Here is a 26539-nt window from a genome sequence, read left to right on the forward strand (position 1 = left end):
GATTTTAATTTAATAATTGCGTCTATTTAGTTTTTGTTAATTAGTGCTGTAATTATATTTTAGCAGCATTAACTAAAAAAATACAACAATGCAATTATTAGGAATAGGCTCTAGAATACAACATAATGAATTAGGAAAAGGCGTGGTAACCAATGTTACAAGTAAACATTATTGGGTTACTTTTATAGAGAATGGTTTAGAAACTATAGATATAGATTCTGATTTTGAGGTTATTGAAGCTGTTGAAGATGAAGTAGATAGTGTAAGTTTTTCTGATGTGGAAAATTCTTTAATTGCAATTTTAAGAAAATGGAGTGATGCTACTAGTATAACACCAATTGCTGATAAATGGAAAAAAGGAACCTTGGTATTAGAACCTGGAGACGGTAAATCTGCAAATAAAGAAATGCCTATTGATACTTTTTTTCATAAAATAGTTATGGTGCGCGACAGAATTAGAGTAATGGAGCAAAAAATTAATTCAAGTAAAAATCTTGTAGATCAAGAAAAAGTAGATTTACAACAATATATTACGCGTATTTATGGTAGCTTAACGTCTTTTAATGTGTTATTTAAAAGTAAAGAAGATCAATTTGTAGGAGAACGTAGTAAATAGAGAAAATATTAAAAAAGCCCAGACTAAAACATAGTCTGGGCTTTTAATCTATTAATTTTAGATTAGTTATTCTTTTTCGAAAAAATATTCGTAAATATCTACTTCTATACCATCATAAGAATCTGATTCTGTAATTTTTAAAGTAGAATCAGAAAGATCTAATGGACCATCTAATCCTAAATCACCAAATTCGTATGTTTCAGATTCTATTTCATCACCATAATCAAACACATCAGAAAAAATAACTAGAGTAAGTCTGTTTTCTTCCTCATTGTATGCCCACTTACCTGTAGATTTATAAGTGAAATCTGATTCTTTATAGATAACCTGGCAAGCAGCTTCACTTTCTTGATAGTTTAAGTATTTCTCAGTTTGAGAAGTATTTAATTCGTAAGTTCCATCATTGTTAAATTTTAGCTGAATAGAGTTTAATATATCGCATTCATCAACTTCATATTCTTGGTTACAGATGTAATTAGTAAAAGATTCACAATCTTCCTCAGTAACTTTTATTTCTTTTTCGTTTTCAATTTTTTTTGTAAAATTCCAAGTGCCAACTAAGTCACTATTACCACCCCAAGCTTCAACAGTTACGCAAACCTCTGTAGGTTCACTAATGTTGCCTTCATCATCATACAAGCAAATAACATAACAAAAAGTACCTGCTGTAACACTCTCGTCAAGGTTTACTTCAATAACAGCATCGTTTTCTTTACCAGCAGATTTACCTTTTAAAAAGCCTCTGTTTTTTTTAGTTTGTTCTCCTTTACCGGATACATAAATCTCAGATCTAGGAACATCAAAATAAGAATCTGCCATTCCGTTTTCATCTTTTAACTGTATATATGCGCCAGTATAATTTGATGCAGAATTAAATTCAATTTCAAATCCGTTTTTCTGAAAAGCAGACTGTTTGCTGTAGTCCATAGTAAATTCTAAACCACCTGTAGGGGTAAGAGTGCCTGTTTTTTTAGTAGCTCCTTCTATAATAAGTGCAGAACTTACGCTGTTTATTTCTAAAGGTTCGTCTTCTTGAGCATTAATTTCTGCGTCGTTAATTTTTGCAGGTGAGTCATCATCAGACGAACAAGAGAAAAAATTTAGTGCTAAGAAGCACACAAGCATAATGTTAATTTTTTTCATTATAAGATTGATTAAGGTTATAAGTTAGATAAACGAATGTAGTACTAATTTAGTATTTATTTGTAAGATATTTCGTGTATTATTAGTAGTTGGTATATAAAATAAAAGCCCAAACTAAAAGATAGTTTGGGCTTTTATTTTATTAATTTTCTGATTTTAAATTAGTTATTCTTTTTTAAAATAATACTCATATATATCCTCTTCTAAACCAACATTTTCAAATAATTCTTTTATAATTAATGAAGATCCAGAAACTGTAACTTCTCCTTCAATATCTAATGAACCATTCTCATAAACATAAGATTCTTCTTCGTCATTATAAGTTTCTGTCTCAGAAAAAGCAACTAAAGTAAGCTGGTTCTTTTCCTCATTGTACGCCCATTTTCCAGAGGTATCTGAAGAAGATTCATCATTGTCATAAATAACTTCACAAGCTTCGTCACTATCAATCCAATTTATATTTTTATCAGAAAATGAATTATTATATGTAAATGTTCCATCATTATTAAATTTTATTTTTAAAAAATTAACGGTAGAACATTCTTCAACAATTACTTCTTCATTACATAAAGTGTAGTCAAAAGTAAAACAATCCTGTTCATTAACTTTTACTTCATCACCATCAGAAATTTCTTTTGTAAAGTTCCAAGTCCCAACTAAATCACTATTACCACCCCAAGCTTCAACAGTTACACAAACCTCTGTAGGTTCGCTAATGTTGCCTTGTGCATCATATAAACAAATAACATAGCAAAAAGTACCAGCAGTAACACTTTCGTCAAGGTTTACTTCAATAGCAGCATCATTTTCTTTACCAGCAGACTTACCTTTTAAAAAGCCTCTATTCTTTTTAGTTTGTTCCCCTTTTCCAGAAACATAAATCTCAGATCTAGGAACATCAAAATAAGAATCTGCCATTCCGTTTTCATCTTTTAACTGTATGTAAACACCTGTATAATCTGCTGCAGAATTAAATTCAATTTCAAATCCGTTTTTTTGAAAAGCAGACTGTTTGCTGTAGTCCATAGAAAACTCTAAACCACCTGTAGGAGTAAGAGTGCCTGTTTTTTTAGTAGCTCCTTCTATAATAAGTGCAGAACTTACGCTGTTTATTTCTAAAGGTTCATCTTCTTGAGCATTAATTTCTGCATCGTTATTTTTTACAGATGAGTCATCATCAGACGAACAAGAGAAAAAGTTTAGTGCTAAAAAGCACACAAGCATAATGTTAATTTTTTTCATTATAAAAAATTGATTAAGGTTATAAGTTAATTTAACGCCATAAGAGATGTTTTAGTATTGTTTTTGTAGGTGTTTACATTAATTAGCTATCTTAAGGATGGATTTAATCCATTTTTACGATGGATTTATTCCAAAATAGCTATATTAGCGTATGGGAAATGATTATAGTATAGAAGTAAAACGTTTTATAGAGGTGCGTAGAGATCTTGGTTTTACGCAAGCAGAGTTTGCAAAACTTTTAGGTGTGTCTACTACAACTGCAGATATAGAACGGGGACGCACAAAATTATCTGGTAAAGTAGTTACAGAACTTTTAAAACAATTTAAAATTAATCCGCTTTGGCTTTTTGGAGATGGCAATCAAAAATATATGTCTGCTAAGGCCAATAGTGTAATTCCAAAATTTGTAACTGTAGATGCGGAAGAGAATGAGAATATGGTTCTTGTTAATGCAAAAGCAGCTGCGGGTTATCCACAAAACATTCAGGATGCAAACTGGTATAAACAATTACCAGCTTTTGATTTACCTATACCGGAATTTAGAAACGCAACTTACAGGGGGTTTCAGGTTGAAGGTGATAGTATGTTACCTAATTTATATCCAGGAGAATGGGTTTTGGCTAAAGCAACAGAGAGTTTAGATGATATTAGTGCAAATAAAATGTATGTAGTTGTGTTGTATGATGCTGTATTGGTTAAAAAAATAGAAAAAGTACCTAATAGCAACTTTGTATCATTAATTTCTTTAAATGAAACCTATCCGCCATATCAAGTAGCTGCAGATCAAATACAAGAACTTTGGCAGGTAAACAGTAAAATTTCTTTTGGGCTAGATACTACTACAGAAAAAGGTTTATTAAAGGAATTGCAACAATCTATGGAAGAACTAAAGAAAAGAATTAAATAAAATGGTTTAGGCCATACCTTGCATTGCTAAATAGGTAAGCACCCATACAATTACAGAAGAAAAGAATATACCAATGGTGTTCGCTAAAAATGCTTTCTTTCTCTCAATTTTAAATAAATAAGTAGCTATTGTACCTGCGTATACACCAGTACCAGGTACAGGTAACATAACAAAAAATATTAAACCCCAAAAACCATACTTTTTTATTTTATCTCCTGAGCCAGTTTTTGCTTTTCTAGCCACAAAAATGGCTCCTTTTTTATATACACGCCATTTTAATAGGTAATGGTTTATTTTATTTAAAAAAAATAGCATCATAGGAAAAACAAGTACGTTAGATGCAAAACATAAAATAAAAACAACGTATATGTTTAAACCGTTATACATACCATAAGGTATGCCAACCTTAGCCTCTCCAAACGGAGATAAGCTCCATAACATTGCTATAATATATTCTGTAATCACTATTGGTTAGGTTTTAATTTTGCAAATCTAACATTCCACTTTTAATATTAACATATTATAAACATAAAAAAATATTAATTTTAAGTGTAGATCGGTTTAATAACGGTTTATTAGTCGTAATATTATTTTATTCATATAAAACGTTTTTACGCTTTATTATTTTTCTATTCTCATAAATATGGGGTATGTGCACAAAGTAAATACAATATTTATTTGTGATGCTCTTAATTTTTTATTACCATATCTTAAGAAGTAAAATTTGTAACAAGTTTATTTAAGTCCAATATACTATTGTTACACGTATATTTTATAGAAATTTGGGTATGAGAGAGCATAATGAGAAGAAAAAAATAAACAAATTAACACGTAACTATGGTTACAGTAATTTTAATACAAATTCTAATCTAAAAAAATATATACCAGCAATACTAAGTTCTTTAATGTTATTAATAGGTATTGCTGCAGACTACTATAATTTTAGTCCTTTTTTTAAAAGTTGGTTTAGAGTTCTTTGGTATAGTACAGCATATTTGCCAGTTGGGTTACCTGTTTTAAAAAAAGGAATAGAAAGTATAAAAAGAGGTAGCTATTTTACAGAGTTTTTACTAATGTCTATTGCCACATTAGGTGCTTTTGTTATAGGAGAATATCCAGAGGGCGTTACTGTAATGCTTTTTTATACAATTGGAGAATTTTTTCAAAGTGCAGCGGTAACCAAAGCAAAACGTAACATAAAAGCATTGTTAGATGTTAGACCTAATAAGGCCTTAGTTTTAAGGTCTAATTCTTACGTTTCAGTTTTGCCAAGTTCTATAAAAATAGGAGAGACTGTGCAGGTAAGAACGGGAGAAAAAATTCCGATAGACGGAGTTTTGCTTTCTACAAATGCATATTTAAATACAGCAGCTGTAACAGGAGAAAGTAAACCACAGAGAATAATAAAAAATACAATAGTTTATGCCGGTAGTATAAACTTGCAAAATGTAATAGAAGTAAAGGCAACCAAAGAATTTAAGAATAGTTCTATTGCACGCATTTTAGATTTGGTACAAAATGCAACCGCCCGTAAATCTAAAACCGAGTTGTTTATTAGAAAATTTGCAAAAATATATACCCCTGCAGTTGTATTTTTAGCTATTGGATTAACCTTTTTACCGTACTTTTTTGTTCCCAATTATGTGTTTGCAGATTGGCTATATAGAGCGTTAATTTTTTTGGTAATTTCTTGCCCTTGTGCACTGGTTATTTCTATACCATTAGGTTATTTTGGGGGCTTAGGTGCGGCGTCTAAAAATGGAATTTTATTTAAAGGAGCCTCTTTTTTAGATACAATTGCAAAAGTGAATACTTTAGCTATGGATAAAACGGGCACTATAACTAAAGGTATTTTTACCATACAAGAGATTAAGGCTTTTACCATTAGTGAGTCTGAACTAATGAAATATACGCTTGCATTAGAAGCAACTTCTACACACCCAATTGCAAAAGCTTTGTTAGACTATCCATTAAGAGAACCGTTTACCGCAACAGATGTAAAAGAAATTGCAGGCAAGGGCATTAGGGGTATTGTTAACAATAAAAAAGTATTAGTTGGTAATGCAGCCCTTTTATTAGATTATAAAATTGATGTATTAACAGAAATAGAAGATATTGTAGAGTCTAGTGTTTTGGTTGCCATAAACGGTGAATTTGTTGGTTATGTAATTATAGCAGACGAAATTAAGGAGGATGCCAAAGAAACTGTTTCTGAAGCTTACAAAATTGGCGTAAAGGATTTTTATATGTTTTCTGGAGACAGAGAATCCATCACTAAAAATGTAGCCAAACAAATTAATGTTTTACGTTCTAAAGGAGATTTATTACCAGAACAAAAACTAAAGGAGGTAGAAGAGCTAATGAAGAATCCTAATGCAATTGTGGCTTTTGTTGGAGACGGTATTAATGATGCTCCTGTATTAGCGGTAAGTGATATTGGTATAGCAATGGGTGGTTTAGGTAGTGATGTAGCTATTGAAACTGCAGATGTTATTATACAAACAGACGAGCCAATTAAAATTGTAAAGGCAATAAAAATTGGTAAATCTACAAGAGCAATTGTTTGGCAAAACATAGCATTAGCTTTTGGAGTAAAACTAATTGTACTACTTTTAGGCGCTGCCGGATTGGCAACAATGTGGGAAGCGGTTTTTGCAGATGTTGGTGTTGCTTTGTTGGCAATATTAAATGCTGTTAGGTTGCAAACAAAAAAATGGTAAAAACTACAAGTTAGTATATGAAAAATATAGAGAAAATATCACCTTTTATATTTACTAATCAGGAGTCAAGTTTTGGTGTAGTTACAACATTAGAAATTCCAAACGGAATATCTGTAAAAAATAGTATTTCTTATAAAGATCAAACTTTAGTGGCAAGTTATGCTTATAATGAAGACGGTGGTTATAATCTGGTATATACAATTATAGATAACAAGGGGAAAGCAGAAAACTTTAAAGAAGAAGATGGGGTTTTGCCTACCTTATTTTTTAGTCCGTCTTTAGAAAATTACGTGTCTGTTGTTCCTTACCACCCAAGCAAACAATTAGAAATTAGTATTCCGCTTTTTAATAGAGAAGAAACTAAATTACCAAAAGGGAATAGACCTTTCACAGGTAAATTTATAGGGGTTTCTAATCAGTTTTCAATTTTTTATGATGTTGATATTTGGAACGATAAAAAACCAGATAAACTATTAGCAATAGAGTTTAAAGATAATATCCTCAAAAAAAAACATAATATAAAAGTACCATTACCTAGAAACAATAAAATATTTATACAAAATAACGAAATTCATTTACTGTCTAATGCTGGAACTACTTGGCTACACAGGCAAATAGATGAAAAGGGAAAAGAAATAAAACGTAGGGAATTTATAGCTTCTACTAACTTTTTTAGAGAAATTATTAGTTTATCTTTTGATTCTAACTCTTTTGTATTAACCGAAGAAAATGGGAAGCTAAGTATTGAAACAATATCGGTTAATGCTACTTGTACGTCTAAATTATTAGTAGATATAAAAGATGAATTGTTTAACACCTGGCAACCAGAAAAAATTAATGTTAATACCTGTATTGTACGTTTTAATGCAGAATTTGGCAACGGTTGGTTAGTTATAAAAAAGGATAAAATTTTAGAGCTCTTTTACAGTAAAGATACCCGTGGATTTAAAAATTTAATTAATGGAGAGGTTATAGAGTTTAGCTACTCTAATTTAATTATATCTAACATTAATAAAACAAGTGATAACGGCTATGCAGTTGTTATGTATCCTGTGGTAGAGCGTAAAGAAAAGAATAAAGAAATGCTTGTATTACAAAGAAAACTAGAGTAAGATAATAAGAGTATTTTTATCATCAATAATTTAATTATGCTGCAAAATTTTAAAATCTATCTTATCAGTAAAATGGGGGTAAAAGCCACAGCTTATAAAGAATTAGAATCCCAAATAAAAATTAAAAAAGTACTAAAAGGAGAACAACTTTTAAAAGCAGGAGATATTTGTAAGCATACATTTTACGTAGAAAAAGGACTGTTACGCTTGTATGGTTTAGATGAAAATGGTAAAGAAAATATTCTGCAATTTGGCACAGAAAATTGGTTTGTAACGGATAGAGATAGTGTGTATTTTAAAGAACCATCAAACTATTTTATAGATGCTTTAGAAGACACAACAGTTGTGCTATTAGATGAAGATTTTATAGAACTAGTAGCAAAACTTAATCCTTCTTTTAGAAAAAAAAATGAAAAACTATTACACAATCATATTCGTCATTTAAACCGAAGAATACATTTACTGTTAGGAGCTTCTGCTAAAACTAGGTATGTAGAGTTTGTAAAATTATATCCAGATGTTTTGTTGCGTGTGCCACAATGGATGATAGCATCATATTTAGGTATTACACCAGAGAGTTTAAGCCGAATACGTAAAGACTTGGCAAAGTAAAACTTTACCAAGTATTAAATATATGGTTAAATAACCATAGGAACCTCCATTAACAATACTTTACTATTTTTACTAGCATTTATAGTTATATTGTCTGTTTCCCATAAACCAACACCATCACGTTTACTCAATTGCTCACCTTCAATACTAACATTACCTTCTAAAACAAAAGCATAAACACCATTGTTTTTTTTGTTTAAAGCATAGTTTGTAGTAGTATTTTCTGTAAAAGTACCTAAATTAAACCAGGCATCTTGGTAAATCCACACACCATCATCATTAGTGTTGGGAGATAATATTTGATAGAACGAGTTCGGTTTTTCTAGCTCTTTTAAAGATATTTGATCATATCTGGGTTTAACATTAGTTTTATTAGGAATAATCCAAATTTGCAAAAACTCTACTGGCTTGTCTTTGTTTTTATTGTACTCACTATGCATTATACCTGTGCCAGCGCTCATTACTTGTATATCTCCTTCTTTAATAATGGTAGCATTTCCCATATTGTCTTGGTGCTGCAAGTCGCCTTTTAATGGTATAGATATTATTTCCATATTTTTATGAGGATGTGTACCAAAACCTCTACCTTCACTTACTTTATCATCGTTTAGTACCCGCAGTGCACCAAAATTCATTCGTTCTAAATCTTGGTAATTTGCAAAGCTAAAAGTATGGTAGCTTTTTAACCAACCGTGATTAGCGTGTCCTCTTGTAGTTGCTTTGTGTAATACTGTTTTCATAACTATCTAATAGATTAGTACAAATTTAAATAGCTATTTTTTAATTTACATTGATGTATGATAAGAACTAAATTATGGCTTTATATTACTCTAATTAACTTAAAAGTAATACTTACTTTTGTAGCTTATTTTTAATCCCCAATTATTATGAGTAAATCATCTAACACAACATTAATAATATTGGCTTTTTTCTCTATATATGTTATATGGGGATCTACCTATTTGCTAAATAAAATTGCAGTAACAGAATTACCTCCTTTTATGTTAGCGGCAATACGTTTTATAACGGCAGGTACGCTTGTATTTATAATTAGTAAATTTTTAAAATTTAAATTAAAAATTACGGCTAGGCAATTAGTAAATACTGTAATTGCGGGTTTTTTATTTTTAGCCTTAGGCAATGGAGTAGTGGTTTGGGCATTAAAATATGTTGATAGTGGTTTTGCTGCTTTAGAAATATCTGCACAACCTTTAGTGGTTTTGTTGTTAATGAGGATTGTACAAGGAAAAAAAATACAACCAATGTCTATTGTAGGCGTAGTTTTGGGCATTATTGGTATTTATCTATTAGTAAGCCAAAAACAAGTGGTAAATAAAGAAGGGTCTTTATTAGGAATGATAATGATTTTTATTTGTATGGTTAGTTGGTCTAGTAGTAGTTTGTTTGTTGCAAAATCCGATTTGCCAAAAAATTATTTTGTAAACACTGGTTACCAAATGTTATCTGGCGGTCTGTTTTTATTAATTGCAAGTTTTTGTTTTGGAGAAACCTGGTCCTTCCCAACACAGTGGCAAAGTAAAACGCAAATGGCAATGTTGTTATTAATTGTTTTTGGAAGCATAGTAGCATTTACCTCTTTTAATTATTTATTAAAGTTTGTTTCCCCAGAAAAAGTAGCTACATCTACGTATGTTAACCCAATAATAGCATTGCTTTTAGGATGGTATTTTTTAGATGAAAACATTACAACCCAATCTATTGTAGCTGCGGTTGTACTTTTAACAGGAGTTTATTTTATTAATACCAAGAAAAAAATTATGATATTCTCTAGATTCTCTAACCGAATAGGAAAAAAGTCTTAAATTTTACGATATCCATATTTTTTTGAAAAATTGTGAATAGTTTTTTAGCTAATTATTCGTTAAAAACGCAGTAAAGGGCGTATTTTTGCAGCCCAATTAGAAATGGATACTATGACGAAGACTGCTTTCGAACTACAAGAAAAGAAGACAGATAAAGAGCTGTACGACTACCAAAAAGGAGCTCTAAATGAGATTTTTGAGCGATTTGAAACAGCTCCAGATGACCACCATTTATTGTACCAATTACCTACAGGTGGTGGTAAAACGGTTATTTTTTCTGAAATAGTTAGGCAATACCTTAAGCATCACCAAAAAAAGGTGTTGATTATGACGCACCGTGTAGAACTGTGTAACCAAACGTCTAAAATGTTAGATAGTTTTGGTGTAATTAGTAAGGTAGTAAACAGTACAGCAAATTTAGATGACCAAGAAAGGTATAGTTGTTTTGTTGCAATGGTAGAAACACTTAACAATCGTTTAAATGATGATATGTTAGATATTTCTGATATTGGATTGGTTATTATTGATGAGGCGCACTACAATTCATTTACAAAACTGTTTAAGTTTTTTGATAAATCTTTTATACTAGGTGTAACCGCTACGCCTTTAAGTTCTAACAAGAACTTGCCTATGAAAGATAATTATGATGAGTTAATTACAGGAGAAAGCATTGGTTCTCTTATAGAAAACGAATTTCTGGCACGTGCAGAAGTTCACCAATATAATATGGGGTTAACCTCATTAGAAATTGGTTCTAACGGAGATTATACTGTAAAATCTTCTGAAGATTTATACTCTAGTACTGCAATGTTAGATAAGCTTGTAGAAGCTTATAAAGAACACTCTAAAGGTAAAAAAACATTAATATTTAATAACGGTATTAATACATCTATACAGGTGTATTATACGTTTAAAGATGCTGGTTTTCCTGTAATGCACTTAGATAATACAGCTACAAAAAAACAGCGTAAACAAATACTAAAATGGTTTAAAGAAACTCCAGATGCCATACTAACATCTGTTAGTATATTAACTACTGGTTTTGATGAACCTACTATAGATACCATTATCCTTAACAGGGCTACTAAGTCGTTAACTTTGTATTACCAAATGATTGGTCGTGGTTCTCGTATACTTAATAACAAATCTAAATTTACAGTAATAGATTTAGGTAATAATTACCATAGATTTGGACCTTGGGGAGCAGATTTAGATTGGCAAACAATTTTTCATAATCCTAATTTCTATATGGATCGTTTAAAGAACGATGAAGAAATAGAAAGCACTTTTAAGCATGAAATGCCTGAAGAAATTAGGGAGCAATTTGCAAAGTCTGAAGAGGTTTATTTTGATATCAAAGAAACTTATGTAAATGCAGTTTCTGCGGGTGAATCTTCTAAAGTTGTATTGGAGCGTTCTATAGAGCAGCATGCAAAAATTTGTATAGAAAATAGCGAAGATGTTTATGATGCCTTAGCTTTAGCCAAATTATTAGACGTAGATATAGATTACCGTATACAAATGTATGCAAAGTGTATAAGTAGAAGTACCTATAATTTTTTAAGCTGGTTAAAGGACGATTATAAGAAGAGATTAACGGCTTATTTAAGAGAAAATTTTGATAGAGATTTTGAATTAATTCACGGGTATCCCCCAGAGGATTAATTTTTTAAAATAAAGTAATATAAAAAAGTGTTTAGTGTAAAACTGAGCACTTTTTTTTATGCAGGGTATTTAAAAGCTAAAAAGGGGTTAAATTGAAAAAGAGTCTTGTCGGCAAAAACAAGACTCTTTTTACGAGAACACTATATGAAAATGAAAATTTTATTATATTTTAATTACACTTCTAATATATAACTACTTTATTCTTTATTGAATTTATTGTTGTAAAAGCACTCTTTTTTGTGGTAAGCATAGTCTTTTTTGATGTTACAAATTTTACAGCGCTCTATAAATGCTTTTAAAAAAAGAATAATTAACTCTAAGCTAGTGTTTTAAATAAAAAAAAAGAGTCTTGTCGGCAAAAACAAGACTCTTTTATGAGAACACTATATGAAAATGAAAAATTTTATTCTAACTAAACTACACTGTAAATATATAATCTATGTAAAGTTTTAAAAATTTATTGTTGTAAACAGCTTCATATTTGTGGTTATAACAAGTAAGTATGTTGTAGTACTTTTCTAATTTTTTATTGCACTTGTAATTCCGCCTAAAAAACCATTTAAATCAAAAATAGGGTAGGTAGCTAAACCGGTTCTAACTACAACTAAATTTTTAGATGGTATAACAAAAACATATTGTCCTTGGTAGCCACTAGCGTAGTACATATCTTTAGGAACATCTGGGAACCTACCTTCTGCATTTAGCCAAAAATGTGCACCATAGGTGCCGTTAGAGTGGATTGTTGGTTTAGAAACATAATCTACCCAATTGGCATCAAAAATTCTTTCTCCGTTCCAATTGCCTTTATGTAGGTATAATAAACCAAATTTAGCCCAATCTCTTGTAGTTGCCCAACCATAAGAAGAACCTACGTAATTGCCCTCCATATCTGCTTCAATTAGCATAGAATGCATTCCTATTTTATCTATTAAGCTAGCGTACGGAAAATCTAAATATTCCTGATGAGATTTAAAATTCTTTTTGAGTAACCCAGACAACAGGTTAGAGGTGCCCGAAGAGTAGTTCCAAATTTCTGTTGGTTTCGCTATTGCTTCTTTCTTTTGTTGTACCAAGGTCATATCAGCCTCTAAAAACAACATTTTAGTAGCGTCAGATATTTCAGTGTAATTTTCATCCCATTCTAAACCACTTTGCATGCGTAATAAATGATTATAAGTAATATTTTTTCTATCATCATTTTGCCATTCTTTAATGGGTGCCAATTGGTTTACATTTAACTTACCGTTACATTGTAAAATACCATATAGGGTAGAAACTATACTTTTTGTCATAGACCAACCTAAAATTTTAGTGTCTTTAGTAAAGCCACCAGCATACTGTTCTGCAATAATTTGGTCTTTATATATAACAATGGTACTTCTAGTTTTTTGTATATCAGGATTAGAGAATCCTAAATCTATTGCTTTTGATAACTTGGTATAATCTACATTGTTAAAAACAGTATCTTTCTTGTCTTTATTGCCATAAGGAAAAGGTAAACCTGTTTTAGTAAAGTCTCTTTTGGGTTGTAGTATAAACTTAGTTGGGTCATAATCATCATTAATTAAAACAGCTCCCAAGCCGTCTCTGTATACCGCTTTACGAGGCATTAAACCATATACAGAAGACGTAGCACTTTTAGTGCTTTTATCAATTTTAGAGTTTGCTAACTTTATTAAAGGCACATTGTTATCTACTTTATTTACGTCTTGGGCTTTTCTATTAGCAACATATACATTAGAAGCCATATTTTTAGCTGCATAACCAGAAATCATGTTTAATTTAGGGTAATTGTAAACCACAGCTACAATTAAAACAACTAACAAAACAAGTAAAACTCTTTTTAAATTTTTCATAAATAACATATTAAGCTAGTACCAAAAATAGTAGTTTTTACAAAACAGATTTAATTTTAGTAAAAAGATTGTAATATGATAATTAGATGTAGTTTATAGTATCAATTAAAAATACTTATTGAGGTTATACAACATTTTTAGATATACAATAACAAAGGTTAAAGTATATCTAAAAATATGAGAGCTTGGCAAAATAAATATTGTAAGTCTGCTAAAGTGTTATAGGTTATTATTAATAGTTAAAAAAACAATTAGTATCCAAAACCTGTAATTACCTGTTGTGGGTTTCTTAGGATTGCCGTTAGCATTGTAAAACTAATTATTACAATACTAACAAATACACTTAATACAAATGCTTTGTAAATTGCTGGTTTGTTGCCTATGGCACTTTCGTGGATAATTTCTTTTAGTATTCCCATTTTAATGATGTTATAGTGTTAGTAATTGGTTTGCAATTGTATTTTAAATACAAACAAATTGCTTGGTATATTATTAAAACAACTATAGCTAAGAAAACCCTACTTTTAATGCATAAAAAAAGAGCTTCTTTTTATAGAAGCTCTTATAATTATAGTTTATAAATTTTATATTATAAGCTGCAACCACCAGTAAACCCGTCTGCACTAAATTTGGTTTGTACAGCGCCTTCTCTGCCATCTTTTTTAACTTGTATAACCAAATTACTTGTGCCACTACCGTCTCTTTTAGGAGTACAGTACTCAAATAAGTAAAAACTATTTGCTCTTTCAGATATTTTAGCAGAAATTTCATTAAATGTAGTTTCTAATTCTTCTTTATTACTTGCAAATACACTAAATGTTTTACCCAGCTCTTTTAATATATCAGTATCAATTTCACTACCTAAACCAATAGTAAAAAAGGATAGGTTGGGGTCTGCATCCGTTACCTTTTTTAATGCAGCAGCTTTAGTGTATCTAGATGCTTGGTCTGTACCATCTGTAAATAAAACTACAGACGCTGCTCCAATAACATCTTTTGCTGTATTATCTTTTAAATATTTACTAGCTAAATCTGTAGATCTTATTGCTGCTCCATATAAATCTGTTGAGGCATCAGAACTAATATTGCCTGTTATACTTTCTATAGCAGCTATTAATTCGTTTCTAGATGAAGTTAAAGGGTTTAATTCATGTAATTTATCTTCGCCATCAAACCAATGAATACTCATTGTAAAAGAATCACTTTTTTTGTCTTCCTCTGGCATTACATTATTTATAAAACTAATAGACGCAGCTTTTAATTCTTCTAAACTACTATCTAATACACTTTTACTTAAATCTAATACAAGTAATGTGCTGTTATTAAATATTTGTCCGTTAGGAGATATATTTTTTGAAGACTCGGTAGTAGATATTTTATTAAAGCAATCATCATTTCTACCTTGTTCATATATTGTAAAGTCATCTTCTACTAAACCTACTACAGGGTTACCGTTAGCATCAGATACTTTAAAAAAAACGGATACCTTAGAAGGTTTAGCTGTGTATTGTTCTTGTATTGATAATATTAGATTATTCTCGCCAAAACCAAGGCAATCGTCTACTGTTGTTCCTTTTCCTAGTTCTCCTTTGTCATTAAAGTCAAATTTTACATCATCATCTGCGTTACCACAAGCAATTGCTAGTAACGTTAAACAAAAAACAGAAAAAATTTTCCAATTCAATTTCATATATAATAATTTATGTTCATTAGTGTTAACGCCTGTAAACGTACAAAATTATGGTTTACTACAGTAAAGCCTGTTAAAAAATGTTAAGGTTTGTTATTAAATAGTTACACAGCTAGCATTAGTTAAAATTGTACCAATTAATCCTAATTTTTTTGGTAAATTGTGTTTGCAAAAAATATACTCTTAATTGTTTCACCAATAAACTTGCAAATATGCCAACATACTCAATAAAGATTAACGGAAAACAACAAACAGTTAATGTTAGTGAAGATACACCTTTATTGTGGGTGTTAAGAGACCAATTAAATTTAGTAGGTACTAAGTTTGGTTGTGGCATAGGCCAGTGTGGTGCTTGTACGGTTCACATTAATGGTACGGCAATGCGTAGTTGCTCTACGCCAATAAGTGTTATTGCAGATAAAGAAGTTACCACTATTGAAGGCTTGTCTACAGATGGTTTACATCCTGTACAAGAGGCTTGGAAAGAAGTAGATGTGCCACAATGTGGTTACTGCCAAGCCGGACAAATTATGACGGCTTCTGCTTTTTTAGCAAAAAATAGTAGTCCGTCTTCAGAAGAAATTAAAAACGCAATGCACGGTAATATATGTAGGTGTGCTGCCTATAACCGAATTCATAAAGCAGTAGAAGTTGCTGCAACTAAATTAGTATAATCTCTTAATTTAAAAGCAACAACTATGTCAGACAAAAAAATAACATTTAGTAGAAGAAATTTTATAAGAACGTCTTCTTTAGCAAGTGGCGGATTATTAATTGGTTTTAATCTTTTTAACTCTTGTAAGCCTAATGCAAAAGCGCCTGTAGATTTAGCAGATTTAGATTATAAAGACTTTAACGCCTATATAAAAATAGCAGAGAACGGGGCAGTAACTTTATTTTCTCCCAATCCAGAAATAGGTCAGGGTGTAAAAACAGCAATGCCTATGTTAATTGCAGAGGAGTTAGATGTAGCTTGGAGTAATGTAAATGTAGTACAGGGAGATTTAGATACTGTAAACTATCAAAGGCAAGTGGCAGGTGGTAGCCAGTCTATTCGCTTAGGTTGGGAGCCGCTACGCCAAACAGGTGCTACAGCTAGGCAAATGTTAGTAAATGCAGCAGCAGCCCGTTGGGGAGTAGACCCTAGTAGCTGTACTACAAAAAACGGTGTAATTACCAATGCCAATGGTGATACTTTAGGTTACGGCGAAGTTGTTACTGAAGCGGCAGCACTGGATGTTCCAGAAAATGTTAGTTTAAAACACCCTAAAGATTTTACCATAATTGGAACAGATGCTGTAAATGTTGATATAGATAAAATTATTACAGGTAAACCTTTATATGGTATAGACTATAAGGCAGATGGTATGCTGTATGCTGCTGTAGTACGTTCGCCAGCTTTTGGTAAAAAACTTGTTTCTTTTGATGCTTCAGAGGCTAAAGCATCTGGTAACGTTATAGATATTATTGAGTTTGATAATAAAATTGCCGTACTAGCAAAAGATACTTGGTCTGCTTTTAAAGCTAAAAAAACTATAAAGGCAGAATGGAGTATAGATACACCATTAGAGAGTACAGAAGACCACGATAAAATACTTAAAAAATTATTACAAGATAAAGAAGCTAAGGTATTAAGAGAAGATGGTAATGTAGATAAAGCATTTGCAGAAGCAGATAAAATATTAGAGCGCATTTACGAAGCTCCTTTTTTACCTCATAACTGTATGGAACCTATGAATTTTTATGCAAATGTAACTGCAGATAAAATTCATTTGGTTGGTCCTATACAAACACCACAGCGTACGGCTACAACTATAGCTAGTAACTTAGGAAGAAAGCCTGATGAGGTGCATTTAGAAATGACTCGTATGGGCGGTGGTTTTGGTAGACGTTTGTATGGAGATTTTGCCATAGAGGCAGCAACTATATCTAACTTAGCAAAAAAGCCAATTAAGGTTGTATACTCTAGAGAAGATGATATGACGGCAGGTATATACAGGCCAGCATCTAAATATAAGATAAAGGCAGCTATAAAAAATGGTAAAATAACTGGTTACCACTTAAGGGAGGCTGCTGTAAATGGCAATATGTATGGGTTAATTCCTAACTTTTTTCCTGCAGGAGCTATAGAGAATTATAAGGTTGATGCTGCAAATTACCAAAGTAAAGTTACAACAGGTGCTTGGCGTGCTCCTTATACCAATTTTTTAGCTTTTGCAGAGCAAAGTTTTTTTGATGAACTTGCAGATGAGTTAAATGTAGACCGTGTACAAATGAGACTAGACCTTTTACAAAAAGTAAAAGGTACTACAGATGAGAAAATAGAGTATTCTCCAGAGCGCTTAGAGAATGTTATAAAATTGGCGGTAGACAAATCTAACTGGGGAAAAACAACAGCAAACATCTATCAAGGTTTTTCAGCGTATTACTGTCATAATTCTCACGTTGCAGAAGTAGCAGATGTTGAGGTGGTTAATGGCCAACCTGTAGTTAAAAAAGTTACTTGTGTTATAGATTGTGGTATTGTAGTAAACCCAATAGGAGCAGAAAACCAAGCTCAAGGTGGTGTTGTAGATGGTATTGGCCATGCAATGTATGGAGATTTTGCTTTTAACAAAGGTGTGCCATCTTCTAAAAACTTTGATACGTATAGGTTAATAAGAATGAAAGAAGCTCCTGTGGTAGAAACTCATTTTGTGCAAAATACTTTAGCACCAACAGGTTTAGGAGAGCCAACTTTACCACCAGCAGGTGCAGCTGTTGCAAATGCATTAAAAGCGGTAACAGGACATAGGTTTACACAACAGCCTTTTACTAAAAACCCAGAGCATTTAAAAGTGCAGAAAAAAGAGATTATTGGTTAACTATGAAAATTTTACTATTTGGAATAACCAAAGATATTATTGGTTCTAGTGTGTTAGACATTACAAACTTTACCAATACACAAAAAACAGTAGGAGATTTACATTCTTACTTGCAAAAAACATATCCAGATTTAAAAAAGCTGTCGTCTTTAGCCATAGCTGTTAATAATAGTTATGCAGAAGAAAGTACTACTTTAAAAGAGACAGATGAAATTGCTTTAATACCCCCAGTTAGTGGCGGATAATAGTTGTACAAACGAAAGGAGAATAATGTTGATAGATAATCATAATAGAAAAATAAATTACTTACGCTTAGCCGTTACAGATAGATGCAATTTGCGTTGCAACTATTGTATGCCGTCTGAGGGAATTAACTTTGCAAAAAATAATAAGCTTTTTACTATTGATGAATTGGTAAAGCTTAGTGAGATAGTGGTTTCTGAGGGTATTAATAAAATTAGAATTACTGGAGGCGAGCCTTTTGTACGTAAAGACCTTATGGTTTTATTACGTAGACTAGCCGTTTTAAATGGTTTAGATGATATATCAATTACTACAAATGCAACATTAATTGGTCCGTATATAAAAGAATTAAAAGAATTAGGTATTACTAATATAAATGTAAGCTTAGATGCAATTAACAAGCAAACATTTAATAAAATTACACGTAGAGATACGTATGATACTGTTTATGGTAATTTAATTAAACTAATTTCTGAAGGTTTTAATGTGCGTATAAACTTTATTGTTTTAGACGGACAAAATACAGAGGATATAATTTCTATTTTAGAACTAATGAAACATTACAACGTTTCTATTAGGTTTTTAGAAGAAATGCCGTTTAATGGTGGCTCTAAAGAGTTTTCAACCATAAAGTGGGATTATAAAAGTATATTTAACCATATTAAAACAGCTTTTTCAGATATTGAAAAATTAGAGTCGCCTTCAACATCAACATCTATTAATTATAAAATTAAAGGTCATAAAAGTACGTTTGGGTTAATACCCTCTTTTAGTAGAACATTTTGTGGTTCTTGTAATAGATTACGTATTTCTGCCACCGGAGATATAATTACATGTTTGTATGCTAAACCAAGTGCTAATGTACGAGCCCTTTTAAGAGAAGGTAATTCTAATGAAGCTGTTAAACAACAAATTATAAAAGCCATTGGCAGTAGGGCTAAAACAGGATTTGAAGCTCAAAAAAAATACGAAGGCATTTTTAGCAACTCAATGACATCTATTGGTGGTTAATGACCAGCAAAAAAATCATAAACAATTTTTATTTTGAATAAAACACAACTATACGGACTAGTATTGGCTGGTGGTAAAAGCACTAGAATGGGAACTGATAAAGGTGCAATTACCTACCATAATATTCCGCAAAGAGATTATTTATACAATTTACTAAACCAAGTATGTGATGCTACTTTTTATAGTATAAGAGAAAATCAAAAGCAAGAATTTGCTGACCAAGAAAGGGTTATTGTAGATGAAAATAAATTTAAAGGACCGTACAATGGTTTGTTAAGTGCATATAATACCAATTCTAATGTTGCTTGGTTAATTTTGGCTTGTGATTTGCCTTTGATAGACTTAACTGCTCTACAGCAACTAATAAAAGAAAGAGATTACACTAAACTGGCAACTGCTTTTGCCACCAACGAAAGTAAACTACCAGAGCCTTTATGTGCCATTTGGGAGCCAGAGGCTTTAAAAATATCTAAAGCATATTTAAATGCAGGTAATGGTAGCTGTCCGCGTAAATTTTTAATTAATTCTGATATTAAATTGGTATATCCAGAACAGGACACAGTACTACTAAATGCAAACTCTAAAGAAGAGTATAAAGTTGCATTAAAGAAAATAGAAGAAAAAGTTATTAAGTAGTTTTAGCATATAAAGATGAGGTATATTAGACAAACCGTATTAAGAGAGTTTGGTGAGGTTGCACAGGAGAAATTAACTAATGCCAAAGTTATAGTTGTTGGCGTAGGTGGTTTGGGTATTCCTGTATTACAATACCTAAATGCTATGGGTGTTGGTACTTTAGGTTTGGTAGAGGCAGACACTATTGATATTACCAATTTGCAACGTCAGGTGTTATATACAGAAGCAGAGGTTGGAGCATCTAAGTTAGCAACAGCTATAAACAAACTAAAAGCACAGAATAGTACTACTATTTTTAAACAATACAATACTTTTTTAACAAAAGAAAATGTATTAGATATTGTATCTGGTTTTGATGTTATTGTAGACGCATCAGATAATTTTGCAACTAGGTATTTGGTTAACGATGCTTGTGTTATTTTAAATAAACCGTTTGTATCGGGTGCAATTCAAGGTTTTGAAGGTCAGTTAAGTGTTTTTAACTACCAAGGCGGACCAACATACCGCTGCTTGTTTCCTAATATGCCAGCTGCTAACGAAATTCCTAATTGTAATGACAATGGTGTTTTAGGTGTTGTACCTGGTATTATTGGTAATTTACAGGCTTTAGAAACCGTTAAACTAATAACTGGTGTAGGAGAGGTCTTATCTGGTCAATTACTATTATTTAATGGTTTGCAACAAACATATAACAAAATAAAGTTTACTACTGTAAAAGAAAATTTAAAACGAACAGAATTAGAAGATTCCTACGGAGATAATGGTTGTTCTGTAGGTTTATCTATAAATATAAAAGATTTTAAACAGTTGGTTAATACAAACACTAGTTTTCAATTAATAGATGTGCGTACTATTGAAGAGTACAATGTTTTTCATATTCCCAGTTCTACACATATTCCGTTAGCAGAACTAGGTATTCATCATTCCAAAGTAAAAAAAGATACAACGGTATATGTAATTTGTCAGTCTGGTATGCGTAGTAAAATGGCACAAAACCAATTACTTAAAAATAGTATTAATGTTATAGATGTAGAGGGTGGTATTAACGCCTACAGAAGTTTAGAAACAGTGTAAATGATAACATTTAAAGAAGCTTACAATAAGGTTTTACAGTATAATGTAAATTATGGTACAGAAAAAGTACAATTAAAAGATGCCGTAGGCAGAGTTTTAGCTTGTGACGTTAAAGCCGATAGAGATTTTCCACCTTTTAATAGAGCTACAAAAGATGGCATAGCATTGTCATATTCGGCAATAAAAAATGGTCAAAATTCTTTTAAAATTGAAGCTGTAATTCCGGCGGGTAATCCTACAATAGAGCTAAAAGATAGTACATCTTGTGTAGAGATTATGACAGGTGCGGTTGTACCAAACAGCACAAATGTTGTTGTAATGTATGAGGATATAAGCATAGAGAATGACATTGCTAAACTTCATAAAACACCAGTATTAGGTCAAAATATACACTTAAAAGGTAGTGATGAACCTAAAGGTGCAACTGTTTTGGGTGAACACACGCTTATTACTGCTGCAGAAGTTGGCGTATTGTCTGCTGTTGGTTTAGCTAATGTTTTGGTAAAAAAGTTACCTAAAATAACAACTATAGCAACAGGTAATGAGTTGGTAGAAGTAGATGAGGTTCCTTTAGCACACCAAATACGTAAGTCTAACATTAATTCTTTACACGCTGCTTTGCTACAAGAGCATATTGTGGCAGATTCTCTACATTTAAAAGACAATAAGGAGGCTATTAAAAAGGCATTAGAAATTGCTTTGCAAACTAATGACGTTTTATTGTTAAGTGGTGGAGTTAGCAAGGGTAAGTTTGATTATTTGCCGGCTGTCTTGCAAGAGTTGGGTGTAAAAAAAGTGTTTCATAAAGTATTACAAAGACCAGGTAAACCATTTTGGTTTGGTGTACACCAAGCCACCAATACGGTAATTTTTTCGTTTCCTGGTAACCCAGCATCTACCTTTGCCAATTATCACATTTATTTTAAACCTTGGCTACAAAAAAGTTTAGGTTTAACGGTTTCTAACAATTATGTTATTTTAAACGAAGAACTTGATAATAAAGGTAGTTTAACCTTATTTTTACGTGTGAAAGTTACTTTTACTAACGGTAAACTACTTGCAAACAGAATTGTAGAAAATGGTTCTGGAGATTTAACGAGTTTGGCAAATTGCGATGGTTTTATTTGTATTGCACCAAACAATAACAGTTATAGCCTAGGGACTTTAGTTCCTTTTATACAAACAAGGAGATTATTGTAAAAATGACGCACGAGCTAAAAAAAATTATAACAGCTTACACTAAAGCTAAAAAGCATAACATAAAAGCAGTTTTAGCAACTGTGGTAGCCTTAAAAGGATCATCGTACAGAAGACCTGGTGTACGTATGCTAATTTTAGACAACGATGAAACCATTGGCGCTGTAAGTGGAGGCTGCGTAGAAAAGGAAGTTATACGCCAAGCGGCAACTGTTTTTACAACTGGTGTAGCCAAAGTAATGACGTATGATGGAAGATATAGGTTAGGTTGCGAAGGTATTTTATATGTTTTATTAGAGCCTTTTACACCAAATGAAGATTTTTGTAATACATTTTGGAAAGTAGTTAAAGATAGATTAGAATTTAGTATAACATCGTATTTTGAGCAAAAAGACACGGAAAATAGCAGTTTTGGATCTGTTTTTAGTTTTTTTAATGAAAAATATGCAGTTTATAATAAGTTTCAACTAAATGAAGAGTTGCCTGCATTTATTCAGAATTTAGAGCCTTGTTTTAAATTAATGATAATTGGAGCAGAACATGATGCAGTACAATTAACATCTTATGCGGCATTAACAGGTTGGGAAGTTACTGTTTGTGTTATTCCAAAAGAAGAAAAACAATTGTTAGACTTTCCGGGAGCAGAGAGTTTACAAGTTACAATGCCAGAAGAATTAGATGTTTCTAAAATAGATAACCAAACAGCTGTGGTTTTAATGACCCATAGCTATGTAAAAGATTTACAATATTTATTGGCATTAAAAAATGCACAGCCAATATATATAGGTTTATTAGGACCAACAACCAGAAGAGAAAAATTATTAAATGAATTTATAGAACAATACCCAGAGGTTAATGATGCTTTTTTAGATGTAATTCACGGTCCAGCAGGGTTGCATATTGGAGCAGAAACACCTCAAGAAATTTCTATAGCAATAGTAGCTGAAATATTAACCGTAATAAGAAAAACAAAGCCTATACAACTAAAAGACAAAATTGGAAAAATACACAACTAAACTATAACAATGAAAATAGCTAATCTTATTTTAGCTGCGGGATCATCAACTAGAATGCAACAAACTAAACAAGTATTGCCTTATAAAGATACAACACTTTTGGGCAATGCAGTACAACAAGCAGAGAGCACAGCTCTGTTAGATGTTTATGTGGTTTTAGGGGCAAACGCAGCCGAAATTAAAAAAGAAATTAATGTTAAAGAAAAACAAGTTTTTAACAATCTAAATTGGAAAAAAGGACTTGGGAGTTCTATTGCTCACGGAATTGTAGAATTACAAAAACTAGATGAAGAGTATAATGCTGTGTTAATATCATTGGCAGACCAGCCTTTAATAGACAGTGCTTACCTTACAAAAATGGTTAGTTTATTTTCTACATCTGTTAGCACTATAGTTGCTACAAATTATGGAGACAGAGTAGGAGTGCCTGCTATTTTTGATTCTGAATATTTTGCAGAGTTAAGACAATTAAATGAAGATTTTGGAGCTAAGGAGATTCTTATAAAACATGCAAGTGAAATTGTAATGGTAGAACCTAATGGTAAAGAAATAGACGTAGATACACAACAAGATTACAACAGTATTGCACATTAAAACTGTTTGTAATTACCAGTAAAAACATAACCTCTAAATAATTTAGGGGTTTTTTTATGCAATAAAGTGTGATTTTTTTAAAGTACCTTATACTAATGTTATAAATGAAAGTTGCTTATGAGCAAGGAAGAAAAATTTGTACAGTTAATACAAGATCACCAAGGATTAATTTTTAAGGTTACAACGGTTTACACCAATAATAAGTTAGATCAGCAAGATTTGTACCAGGACATTGTGTATCAACTTTGGAAATCTTATGATAGTTTTAAAAACCAATCTAAAGTTAGTACCTGGATGTATAGAGTAGCTTTAAATACTGCATTAACTAAACTAAAAAAGAGCACTAAAGGACCAAAAAGTATACCTATAGAAAAAGTGGTGTTACAACAAACAGAAAATTACAATCCTATTTATGAAGATCAATTAAAATTGGTATATGCACAAATACAGCAATTAAATGTTTTAGAAAAAGCATTAATGTTATTGCTGTTAGAAGGAAAAAAGTACGAAGAAATAGCAGAAATTATTGGAATTACAGCAAGTAACGTGGGAACTAAAATTTCTAGAATTAAACAAAAGTTGAAAAATAACATTTTAAAACAATAACTATGAATATTGAAGATATGCAAAACGTTTGGGAAAAAATGGGAAAAGATTTAGAACATCAAAAAAAATTAACAAATACTTTAATTTTAAAAATGACACAAGAACGTTATACCCATAAATTTACCAAATTAGCTACCTATGAAACACTTGGAGCGTGTATATGTTTTATTACAGCAATTATTATCTTGTTAAATTTTAGTAAGTTAGATACTTGGTATCTTATTTTATGTGGCGTTTTGTTAATAGCTTATTTTATTACCTTACCTTCATTTGTATTAAAATCTTTGTATGCTATTAAAGCAATAAAAATTGATGTAGACAGTTATGCAATAACCTTAAAAAAATATGTAAAGGCTAAAAATAACCTATTGCTAGTGCAGCAGTTAGGGATTTACTTAAATTTTGTAGCCTTACTTTTAGTAATACCAGTTTTTTCTAAGCTATTTAAAAATAAAGATATTTTTACAACAACAAACGTTATATGGTATTGGTTGTTACCAGTACTAATTATAGTAATGATTTTAATATCTAAATGGGGATACAATTGTTATAAGAAAATAACAAGTTCTGCAGAAACATTATTAAAAGAATTAGAAGATGTTACAGACTAATTTGTAATATAAAAAAAGCAGCCAATATTGGCTGCTTTTGTATTTTATAAATGTTGTTACCTTGTTAGTGGTTAACCTTGTTAGCTATAGTTGAAACAAGCCACCTTTAGGAATTGCATGAAAACCTGTTGGTTTAACTGCGTTCTCAACTTTATCAATTTCAACTATTTCTGTAGTATGCACTGTAAGTTCTGCAGGGAAAACATCTGTATTTACTAATACATCTTTAATACCACTAACGGTTAGTATAGCTTCTACAACTTTAGCAACTTCTACTTGTTCTTTAGCATTGGTAGTAAAAATTTTACCGTGGTTACCTGGTATTACATTATCAGAAAGTAAACTCATTTTGTATATTTTTAAGGGTGTAAATTATCCATTTTAAACAAAATTAAATATTAATACCTGCAACCTCTAATATAATAACTTAAAAAAAATATAATTATTTAAACTTTTACGTCTAAACTTATAGTAAGCATAGTTTAAATTTTTAAATTGTACGTGTAATATGCAAGAGTTATTATCAAAAATAAAAAGGTGTACTGTTTGTAGTGGAAAATTAGCATTAGGTCCAAGACCAATAGTTAGTGCGTCTTCAAAAAGTAAAATTGTTATTGTTGGTCAGGCTCCTGGTAGTTTAGTTCATAAAACTGGTATTCCTTGGAACGATAAAAGCGGAGAAAATTTAAGAGACTGGATGGGAATCACCAAAGAAGACTTTTATAATACAGATAAAGTAGCCATTATTCCTATGGGGTTTTGTTACCCTGGTAAGGGTAAATCTGGAGATTTACCACCAACAAAAGAGTGTGCTCCTTTATGGCACAAGCCAATTTTAGATGACATAAAAAATGTGCAATTAACCCTTTTAATTGGTGCTTACGCACATAATTACTATTTAGGACATAAGGCTGAAAAAACACTTACACAAACAGTTAAAAATTACCATAACTATTTGCCCAATTATATGGTGTTACCACATCCTTCTCCCAGAAATAATATATGGCAAGCAAAAAATAAATGGTTTGTAACAGATGTATTGCCAGAACTTAAGTTACAAGTAAAACAGATATTAAAATAATAGTTAAAGGTTTTAAAACCATTAATTATCAAAAAATTAACTCTGAAAAAACAGCTTAACGGCAATTTATATTTTAAATTTTGTATATTTGTAGCCTAAAAGAAAGTTTAAATACACAAACACGTGGTTCCTATAAATCCTGAAGCTAGTTCTTTCTAGACAGGTTCTTAATTAAAAGTCGCACATCTACGTATTTACTTCATTCCTTTTTAAGTGGCCA

Annotated in this window: 27 protein-coding genes; 19 read left to right on the forward strand and 8 right to left on the reverse strand. The window is 31.2% G+C overall.

Annotated features, from left to right (window positions below):
* Positions 1-88 precede the first annotated feature (88 nt).
* Positions 89-616, forward strand: coding sequence for a hypothetical protein (locus BFJ87_RS13810; protein WP_077405772.1), 528 nt, complete (start codon positions 89-91; stop codon positions 614-616).
* 66 nt (positions 617-682) lie between these two features.
* Here BFJ87_RS13810 and BFJ87_RS13815 read toward each other — a convergent pair whose 3' ends face one another.
* Both BFJ87_RS13815 and BFJ87_RS13820 read right to left on the reverse strand, forming a co-directional pair.
* The gene (locus tag BFJ87_RS13815; protein ID WP_245799640.1) at positions 683-1759 is read right to left on the reverse strand and encodes a copper resistance protein NlpE; all 1077 of its coding nucleotides are present in this window, start codon (positions 1757-1759) and stop codon (positions 683-685) included.
* A gap of 165 nt (positions 1760-1924) precedes the next feature.
* Positions 1925-3001: a hypothetical protein gene (locus tag BFJ87_RS13820; protein ID WP_245799641.1), complete on the reverse strand. Its 1077-nt coding sequence runs from the start codon at positions 2999-3001 to the stop codon at positions 1925-1927.
* A 151-nt stretch (positions 3002-3152) separates the two neighbouring features.
* Between BFJ87_RS13820 and BFJ87_RS13825 the strand changes: the two genes are divergently transcribed.
* On the forward strand, positions 3153-3908 hold the full coding sequence (locus BFJ87_RS13825) for an XRE family transcriptional regulator (protein ID WP_077405775.1): 756 nt from the start codon (positions 3153-3155) through the stop codon (positions 3906-3908).
* A 6-nt stretch (positions 3909-3914) separates the two neighbouring features.
* Here BFJ87_RS13825 and BFJ87_RS13830 read toward each other — a convergent pair whose 3' ends face one another.
* Positions 3915-4349, reverse strand: a complete 435-nt coding sequence (locus BFJ87_RS13830; protein ID WP_408612219.1) for a COG2426 family protein — start codon at positions 4347-4349, stop codon at positions 3915-3917.
* 347 nt (positions 4350-4696) lie between these two features.
* On the opposite strand from BFJ87_RS13830, the gene BFJ87_RS13835 reads away from it, so the two are divergent.
* From BFJ87_RS13835 to BFJ87_RS13845, 3 genes are all read left to right on the forward strand, one after another.
* Entirely contained in the window at positions 4697-6628 is a 1932-nt protein-coding gene (locus tag BFJ87_RS13835) for a heavy metal translocating P-type ATPase (RefSeq protein ID WP_077405781.1), read from the forward strand.
* Between the two features lie 17 nt (positions 6629-6645).
* Positions 6646-7740: a hypothetical protein gene (locus BFJ87_RS13840; RefSeq protein ID WP_077405784.1), complete on the forward strand. Its 1095-nt coding sequence runs from the start codon at positions 6646-6648 to the stop codon at positions 7738-7740.
* 72 nt (positions 7741-7812) lie between these two features.
* Entirely contained in the window at positions 7813-8352 is a 540-nt protein-coding gene (locus tag BFJ87_RS13845) for a Crp/Fnr family transcriptional regulator (RefSeq protein WP_245799642.1), read from the forward strand.
* A gap of 26 nt (positions 8353-8378) precedes the next feature.
* Here BFJ87_RS13845 and BFJ87_RS13850 read toward each other — a convergent pair whose 3' ends face one another.
* On the reverse strand, positions 8379-9092 hold the full coding sequence (locus BFJ87_RS13850; RefSeq protein ID WP_077405790.1) for a pirin family protein: 714 nt from the start codon (positions 9090-9092) through the stop codon (positions 8379-8381).
* Between the two features lie 147 nt (positions 9093-9239).
* Here BFJ87_RS13850 and BFJ87_RS13855 point away from each other — a divergent pair, with 147 nt between their 5' ends.
* Positions 9240-10175, forward strand: a complete 936-nt coding sequence (locus BFJ87_RS13855; protein ID WP_077405793.1) for an EamA family transporter — start codon at positions 9240-9242, stop codon at positions 10173-10175.
* Between the two features lie 111 nt (positions 10176-10286).
* Entirely contained in the window at positions 10287-11840 is a 1554-nt protein-coding gene (locus BFJ87_RS13860) for a DEAD/DEAH box helicase (RefSeq protein ID WP_077405796.1), read from the forward strand.
* Between the two features lie 518 nt (positions 11841-12358).
* Here the strand turns inward: BFJ87_RS13860 and BFJ87_RS13865 are convergent.
* The 3 genes from BFJ87_RS13865 to BFJ87_RS13870 all read right to left on the reverse strand — a co-directional run bounded on the left by BFJ87_RS13865 (position 12359) and on the right by BFJ87_RS13870 (position 15386).
* A complete protein-coding gene (locus BFJ87_RS13865; protein ID WP_077405799.1) occupies positions 12359-13696 on the reverse strand; it encodes a serine hydrolase domain-containing protein in 1338 nt (445 codons plus the stop codon).
* Between the two features lie 251 nt (positions 13697-13947).
* Positions 13948-14115 carry a hypothetical protein gene (locus BFJ87_RS16930; protein WP_171974518.1) on the reverse strand — a complete coding sequence of 56 codons (168 nt, stop codon included), beginning with the start codon at positions 14113-14115 and terminating at the stop codon, positions 13948-13950.
* Positions 14116-14285: 170 nt separating this feature from the next.
* Entirely contained in the window at positions 14286-15386 is a 1101-nt protein-coding gene (locus tag BFJ87_RS13870; protein WP_077405802.1) for a vWA domain-containing protein, read from the reverse strand.
* 212 nt (positions 15387-15598) lie between these two features.
* Between BFJ87_RS13870 and BFJ87_RS13875 the strand changes: the two genes are divergently transcribed.
* The 11 genes from BFJ87_RS13875 to BFJ87_RS13925 all read left to right on the forward strand — a co-directional run bounded on the left by BFJ87_RS13875 (position 15599) and on the right by BFJ87_RS13925 (position 25238).
* The gene (locus BFJ87_RS13875; RefSeq protein WP_077405805.1) at positions 15599-16060 is read left to right on the forward strand and encodes a (2Fe-2S)-binding protein; all 462 of its coding nucleotides are present in this window, start codon (positions 15599-15601) and stop codon (positions 16058-16060) included.
* 24 nt (positions 16061-16084) lie between these two features.
* On the forward strand, positions 16085-18250 hold the full coding sequence (locus BFJ87_RS13880) for a xanthine dehydrogenase family protein molybdopterin-binding subunit (RefSeq protein ID WP_077405808.1): 2166 nt from the start codon (positions 16085-16087) through the stop codon (positions 18248-18250).
* 2 nt (positions 18251-18252) lie between these two features.
* On the forward strand, positions 18253-18495 hold the full coding sequence (locus BFJ87_RS13885) for a MoaD/ThiS family protein (protein WP_077405811.1): 243 nt from the start codon (positions 18253-18255) through the stop codon (positions 18493-18495).
* A 25-nt stretch (positions 18496-18520) separates the two neighbouring features.
* Complete coding sequence (gene moaA, locus BFJ87_RS13890; RefSeq protein WP_077405814.1) at positions 18521-19504, forward strand: GTP 3',8-cyclase MoaA; 984 nt, start codon at positions 18521-18523, stop codon at positions 19502-19504.
* A gap of 33 nt (positions 19505-19537) precedes the next feature.
* Positions 19538-20140: an NTP transferase domain-containing protein gene (locus BFJ87_RS13895; RefSeq protein ID WP_077405817.1), complete on the forward strand. Its 603-nt coding sequence runs from the start codon at positions 19538-19540 to the stop codon at positions 20138-20140.
* Between the two features lie 15 nt (positions 20141-20155).
* Entirely contained in the window at positions 20156-21214 is a 1059-nt protein-coding gene (locus tag BFJ87_RS13900; protein WP_338064801.1) for a ThiF family adenylyltransferase, read from the forward strand.
* Positions 21215-22414, forward strand: a complete 1200-nt coding sequence (locus BFJ87_RS13905; RefSeq protein WP_077405823.1) for a molybdopterin molybdotransferase MoeA — start codon at positions 21215-21217, stop codon at positions 22412-22414.
* A gap of 2 nt (positions 22415-22416) precedes the next feature.
* Positions 22417-23427, forward strand: coding sequence for an XdhC family protein (locus BFJ87_RS13910; protein WP_077405826.1), 1011 nt, complete (start codon positions 22417-22419; stop codon positions 23425-23427).
* Positions 23428-23436: 9 nt separating this feature from the next.
* A complete protein-coding gene (locus BFJ87_RS13915; RefSeq protein ID WP_077405829.1) occupies positions 23437-24021 on the forward strand; it encodes a nucleotidyltransferase family protein in 585 nt (194 codons plus the stop codon).
* Positions 24022-24138: 117 nt separating this feature from the next.
* The gene (locus BFJ87_RS13920; protein ID WP_077405832.1) at positions 24139-24627 is read left to right on the forward strand and encodes a sigma-70 family RNA polymerase sigma factor; all 489 of its coding nucleotides are present in this window, start codon (positions 24139-24141) and stop codon (positions 24625-24627) included.
* A gap of 2 nt (positions 24628-24629) precedes the next feature.
* Positions 24630-25238, forward strand: a complete 609-nt coding sequence (locus BFJ87_RS13925; protein ID WP_077405835.1) for a hypothetical protein — start codon at positions 24630-24632, stop codon at positions 25236-25238.
* An 84-nt stretch (positions 25239-25322) separates the two neighbouring features.
* On the opposite strand, the gene BFJ87_RS13930 is transcribed toward BFJ87_RS13925, so the two are convergent.
* Complete coding sequence (locus tag BFJ87_RS13930; RefSeq protein WP_077405838.1) at positions 25323-25586, reverse strand: hypothetical protein; 264 nt, start codon at positions 25584-25586, stop codon at positions 25323-25325.
* A 160-nt stretch (positions 25587-25746) separates the two neighbouring features.
* Between BFJ87_RS13930 and BFJ87_RS13935 the strand changes: the two genes are divergently transcribed.
* A complete protein-coding gene (locus BFJ87_RS13935) occupies positions 25747-26319 on the forward strand; it encodes a uracil-DNA glycosylase family protein (RefSeq protein WP_077405841.1) in 573 nt (190 codons plus the stop codon).
* The last annotated feature ends 220 nt before the right edge of the window (positions 26320-26539 follow it).

It is taken from the genome of Cellulophaga omnivescoria (assembly GCF_001999725.1).
Lineage (GTDB): Bacteria > Bacteroidota > Bacteroidia > Flavobacteriales > Flavobacteriaceae > Cellulophaga > Cellulophaga omnivescoria.

Bases quoted from the DNA above. Each gene is read 5' to 3' on its own strand.
- BFJ87_RS13810 (WP_077405772.1), top strand. From the start codon at position 89: ATGCAATTATTAGGAATAGGCTCTAGAATACAACATAATGAATTAGGA.
- BFJ87_RS13815 (WP_245799640.1), bottom strand. From the start codon at position 1,759: ATGAAAAAAATTAACATTATGCTTGTGTGCTTCTTAGCACTAAATTTT.
- BFJ87_RS13820 (WP_245799641.1), bottom strand. From the start codon at position 3,001: ATGAAAAAAATTAACATTATGCTTGTGTGCTTTTTAGCACTAAACTTT.
- BFJ87_RS13825 (WP_077405775.1), top strand. From the start codon at position 3,153: ATGGGAAATGATTATAGTATAGAAGTAAAACGTTTTATAGAGGTGCGT.
- BFJ87_RS13830 (WP_408612219.1), bottom strand. From the start codon at position 4,349: ATGTTATGGAGCTTATCTCCGTTTGGAGAGGCTAAGGTTGGCATACCT.
- BFJ87_RS13835 (WP_077405781.1), top strand. From the start codon at position 4,697: ATGAGAGAGCATAATGAGAAGAAAAAAATAAACAAATTAACACGTAAC.
- BFJ87_RS13840 (WP_077405784.1), top strand. From the start codon at position 6,646: ATGAAAAATATAGAGAAAATATCACCTTTTATATTTACTAATCAGGAG.
- BFJ87_RS13845 (WP_245799642.1), top strand. From the start codon at position 7,813: ATGGGGGTAAAAGCCACAGCTTATAAAGAATTAGAATCCCAAATAAAA.
- BFJ87_RS13850 (WP_077405790.1), bottom strand. From the start codon at position 9,092: ATGAAAACAGTATTACACAAAGCAACTACAAGAGGACACGCTAATCAC.
- BFJ87_RS13855 (WP_077405793.1), top strand. From the start codon at position 9,240: ATGAGTAAATCATCTAACACAACATTAATAATATTGGCTTTTTTCTCT.
- BFJ87_RS13860 (WP_077405796.1), top strand. From the start codon at position 10,287: ATGACGAAGACTGCTTTCGAACTACAAGAAAAGAAGACAGATAAAGAG.
- BFJ87_RS13865 (WP_077405799.1), bottom strand. From the start codon at position 13,696: ATGAAAAATTTAAAAAGAGTTTTACTTGTTTTGTTAGTTGTTTTAATT.
- BFJ87_RS16930 (WP_171974518.1), bottom strand. From the start codon at position 14,115: ATGGGAATACTAAAAGAAATTATCCACGAAAGTGCCATAGGCAACAAA.
- BFJ87_RS13870 (WP_077405802.1), bottom strand. From the start codon at position 15,386: ATGAAATTGAATTGGAAAATTTTTTCTGTTTTTTGTTTAACGTTACTA.
- BFJ87_RS13875 (WP_077405805.1), top strand. From the start codon at position 15,599: ATGCCAACATACTCAATAAAGATTAACGGAAAACAACAAACAGTTAAT.
- BFJ87_RS13880 (WP_077405808.1), top strand. From the start codon at position 16,085: ATGTCAGACAAAAAAATAACATTTAGTAGAAGAAATTTTATAAGAACG.
- BFJ87_RS13885 (WP_077405811.1), top strand. From the start codon at position 18,253: ATGAAAATTTTACTATTTGGAATAACCAAAGATATTATTGGTTCTAGT.
- moaA (WP_077405814.1), top strand. From the start codon at position 18,521: ATGTTGATAGATAATCATAATAGAAAAATAAATTACTTACGCTTAGCC.
- BFJ87_RS13900 (WP_338064801.1), top strand. From the start codon at position 20,156: ATGAGGTATATTAGACAAACCGTATTAAGAGAGTTTGGTGAGGTTGCA.
- BFJ87_RS13905 (WP_077405823.1), top strand. From the start codon at position 21,215: ATGATAACATTTAAAGAAGCTTACAATAAGGTTTTACAGTATAATGTA.
- BFJ87_RS13910 (WP_077405826.1), top strand. From the start codon at position 22,417: ATGACGCACGAGCTAAAAAAAATTATAACAGCTTACACTAAAGCTAAA.
- BFJ87_RS13915 (WP_077405829.1), top strand. From the start codon at position 23,437: ATGAAAATAGCTAATCTTATTTTAGCTGCGGGATCATCAACTAGAATG.
- BFJ87_RS13920 (WP_077405832.1), top strand. From the start codon at position 24,139: ATGAGCAAGGAAGAAAAATTTGTACAGTTAATACAAGATCACCAAGGA.
- BFJ87_RS13925 (WP_077405835.1), top strand. From the start codon at position 24,630: ATGAATATTGAAGATATGCAAAACGTTTGGGAAAAAATGGGAAAAGAT.
- BFJ87_RS13930 (WP_077405838.1), bottom strand. From the start codon at position 25,586: ATGAGTTTACTTTCTGATAATGTAATACCAGGTAACCACGGTAAAATT.
- BFJ87_RS13935 (WP_077405841.1), top strand. From the start codon at position 25,747: ATGCAAGAGTTATTATCAAAAATAAAAAGGTGTACTGTTTGTAGTGGA.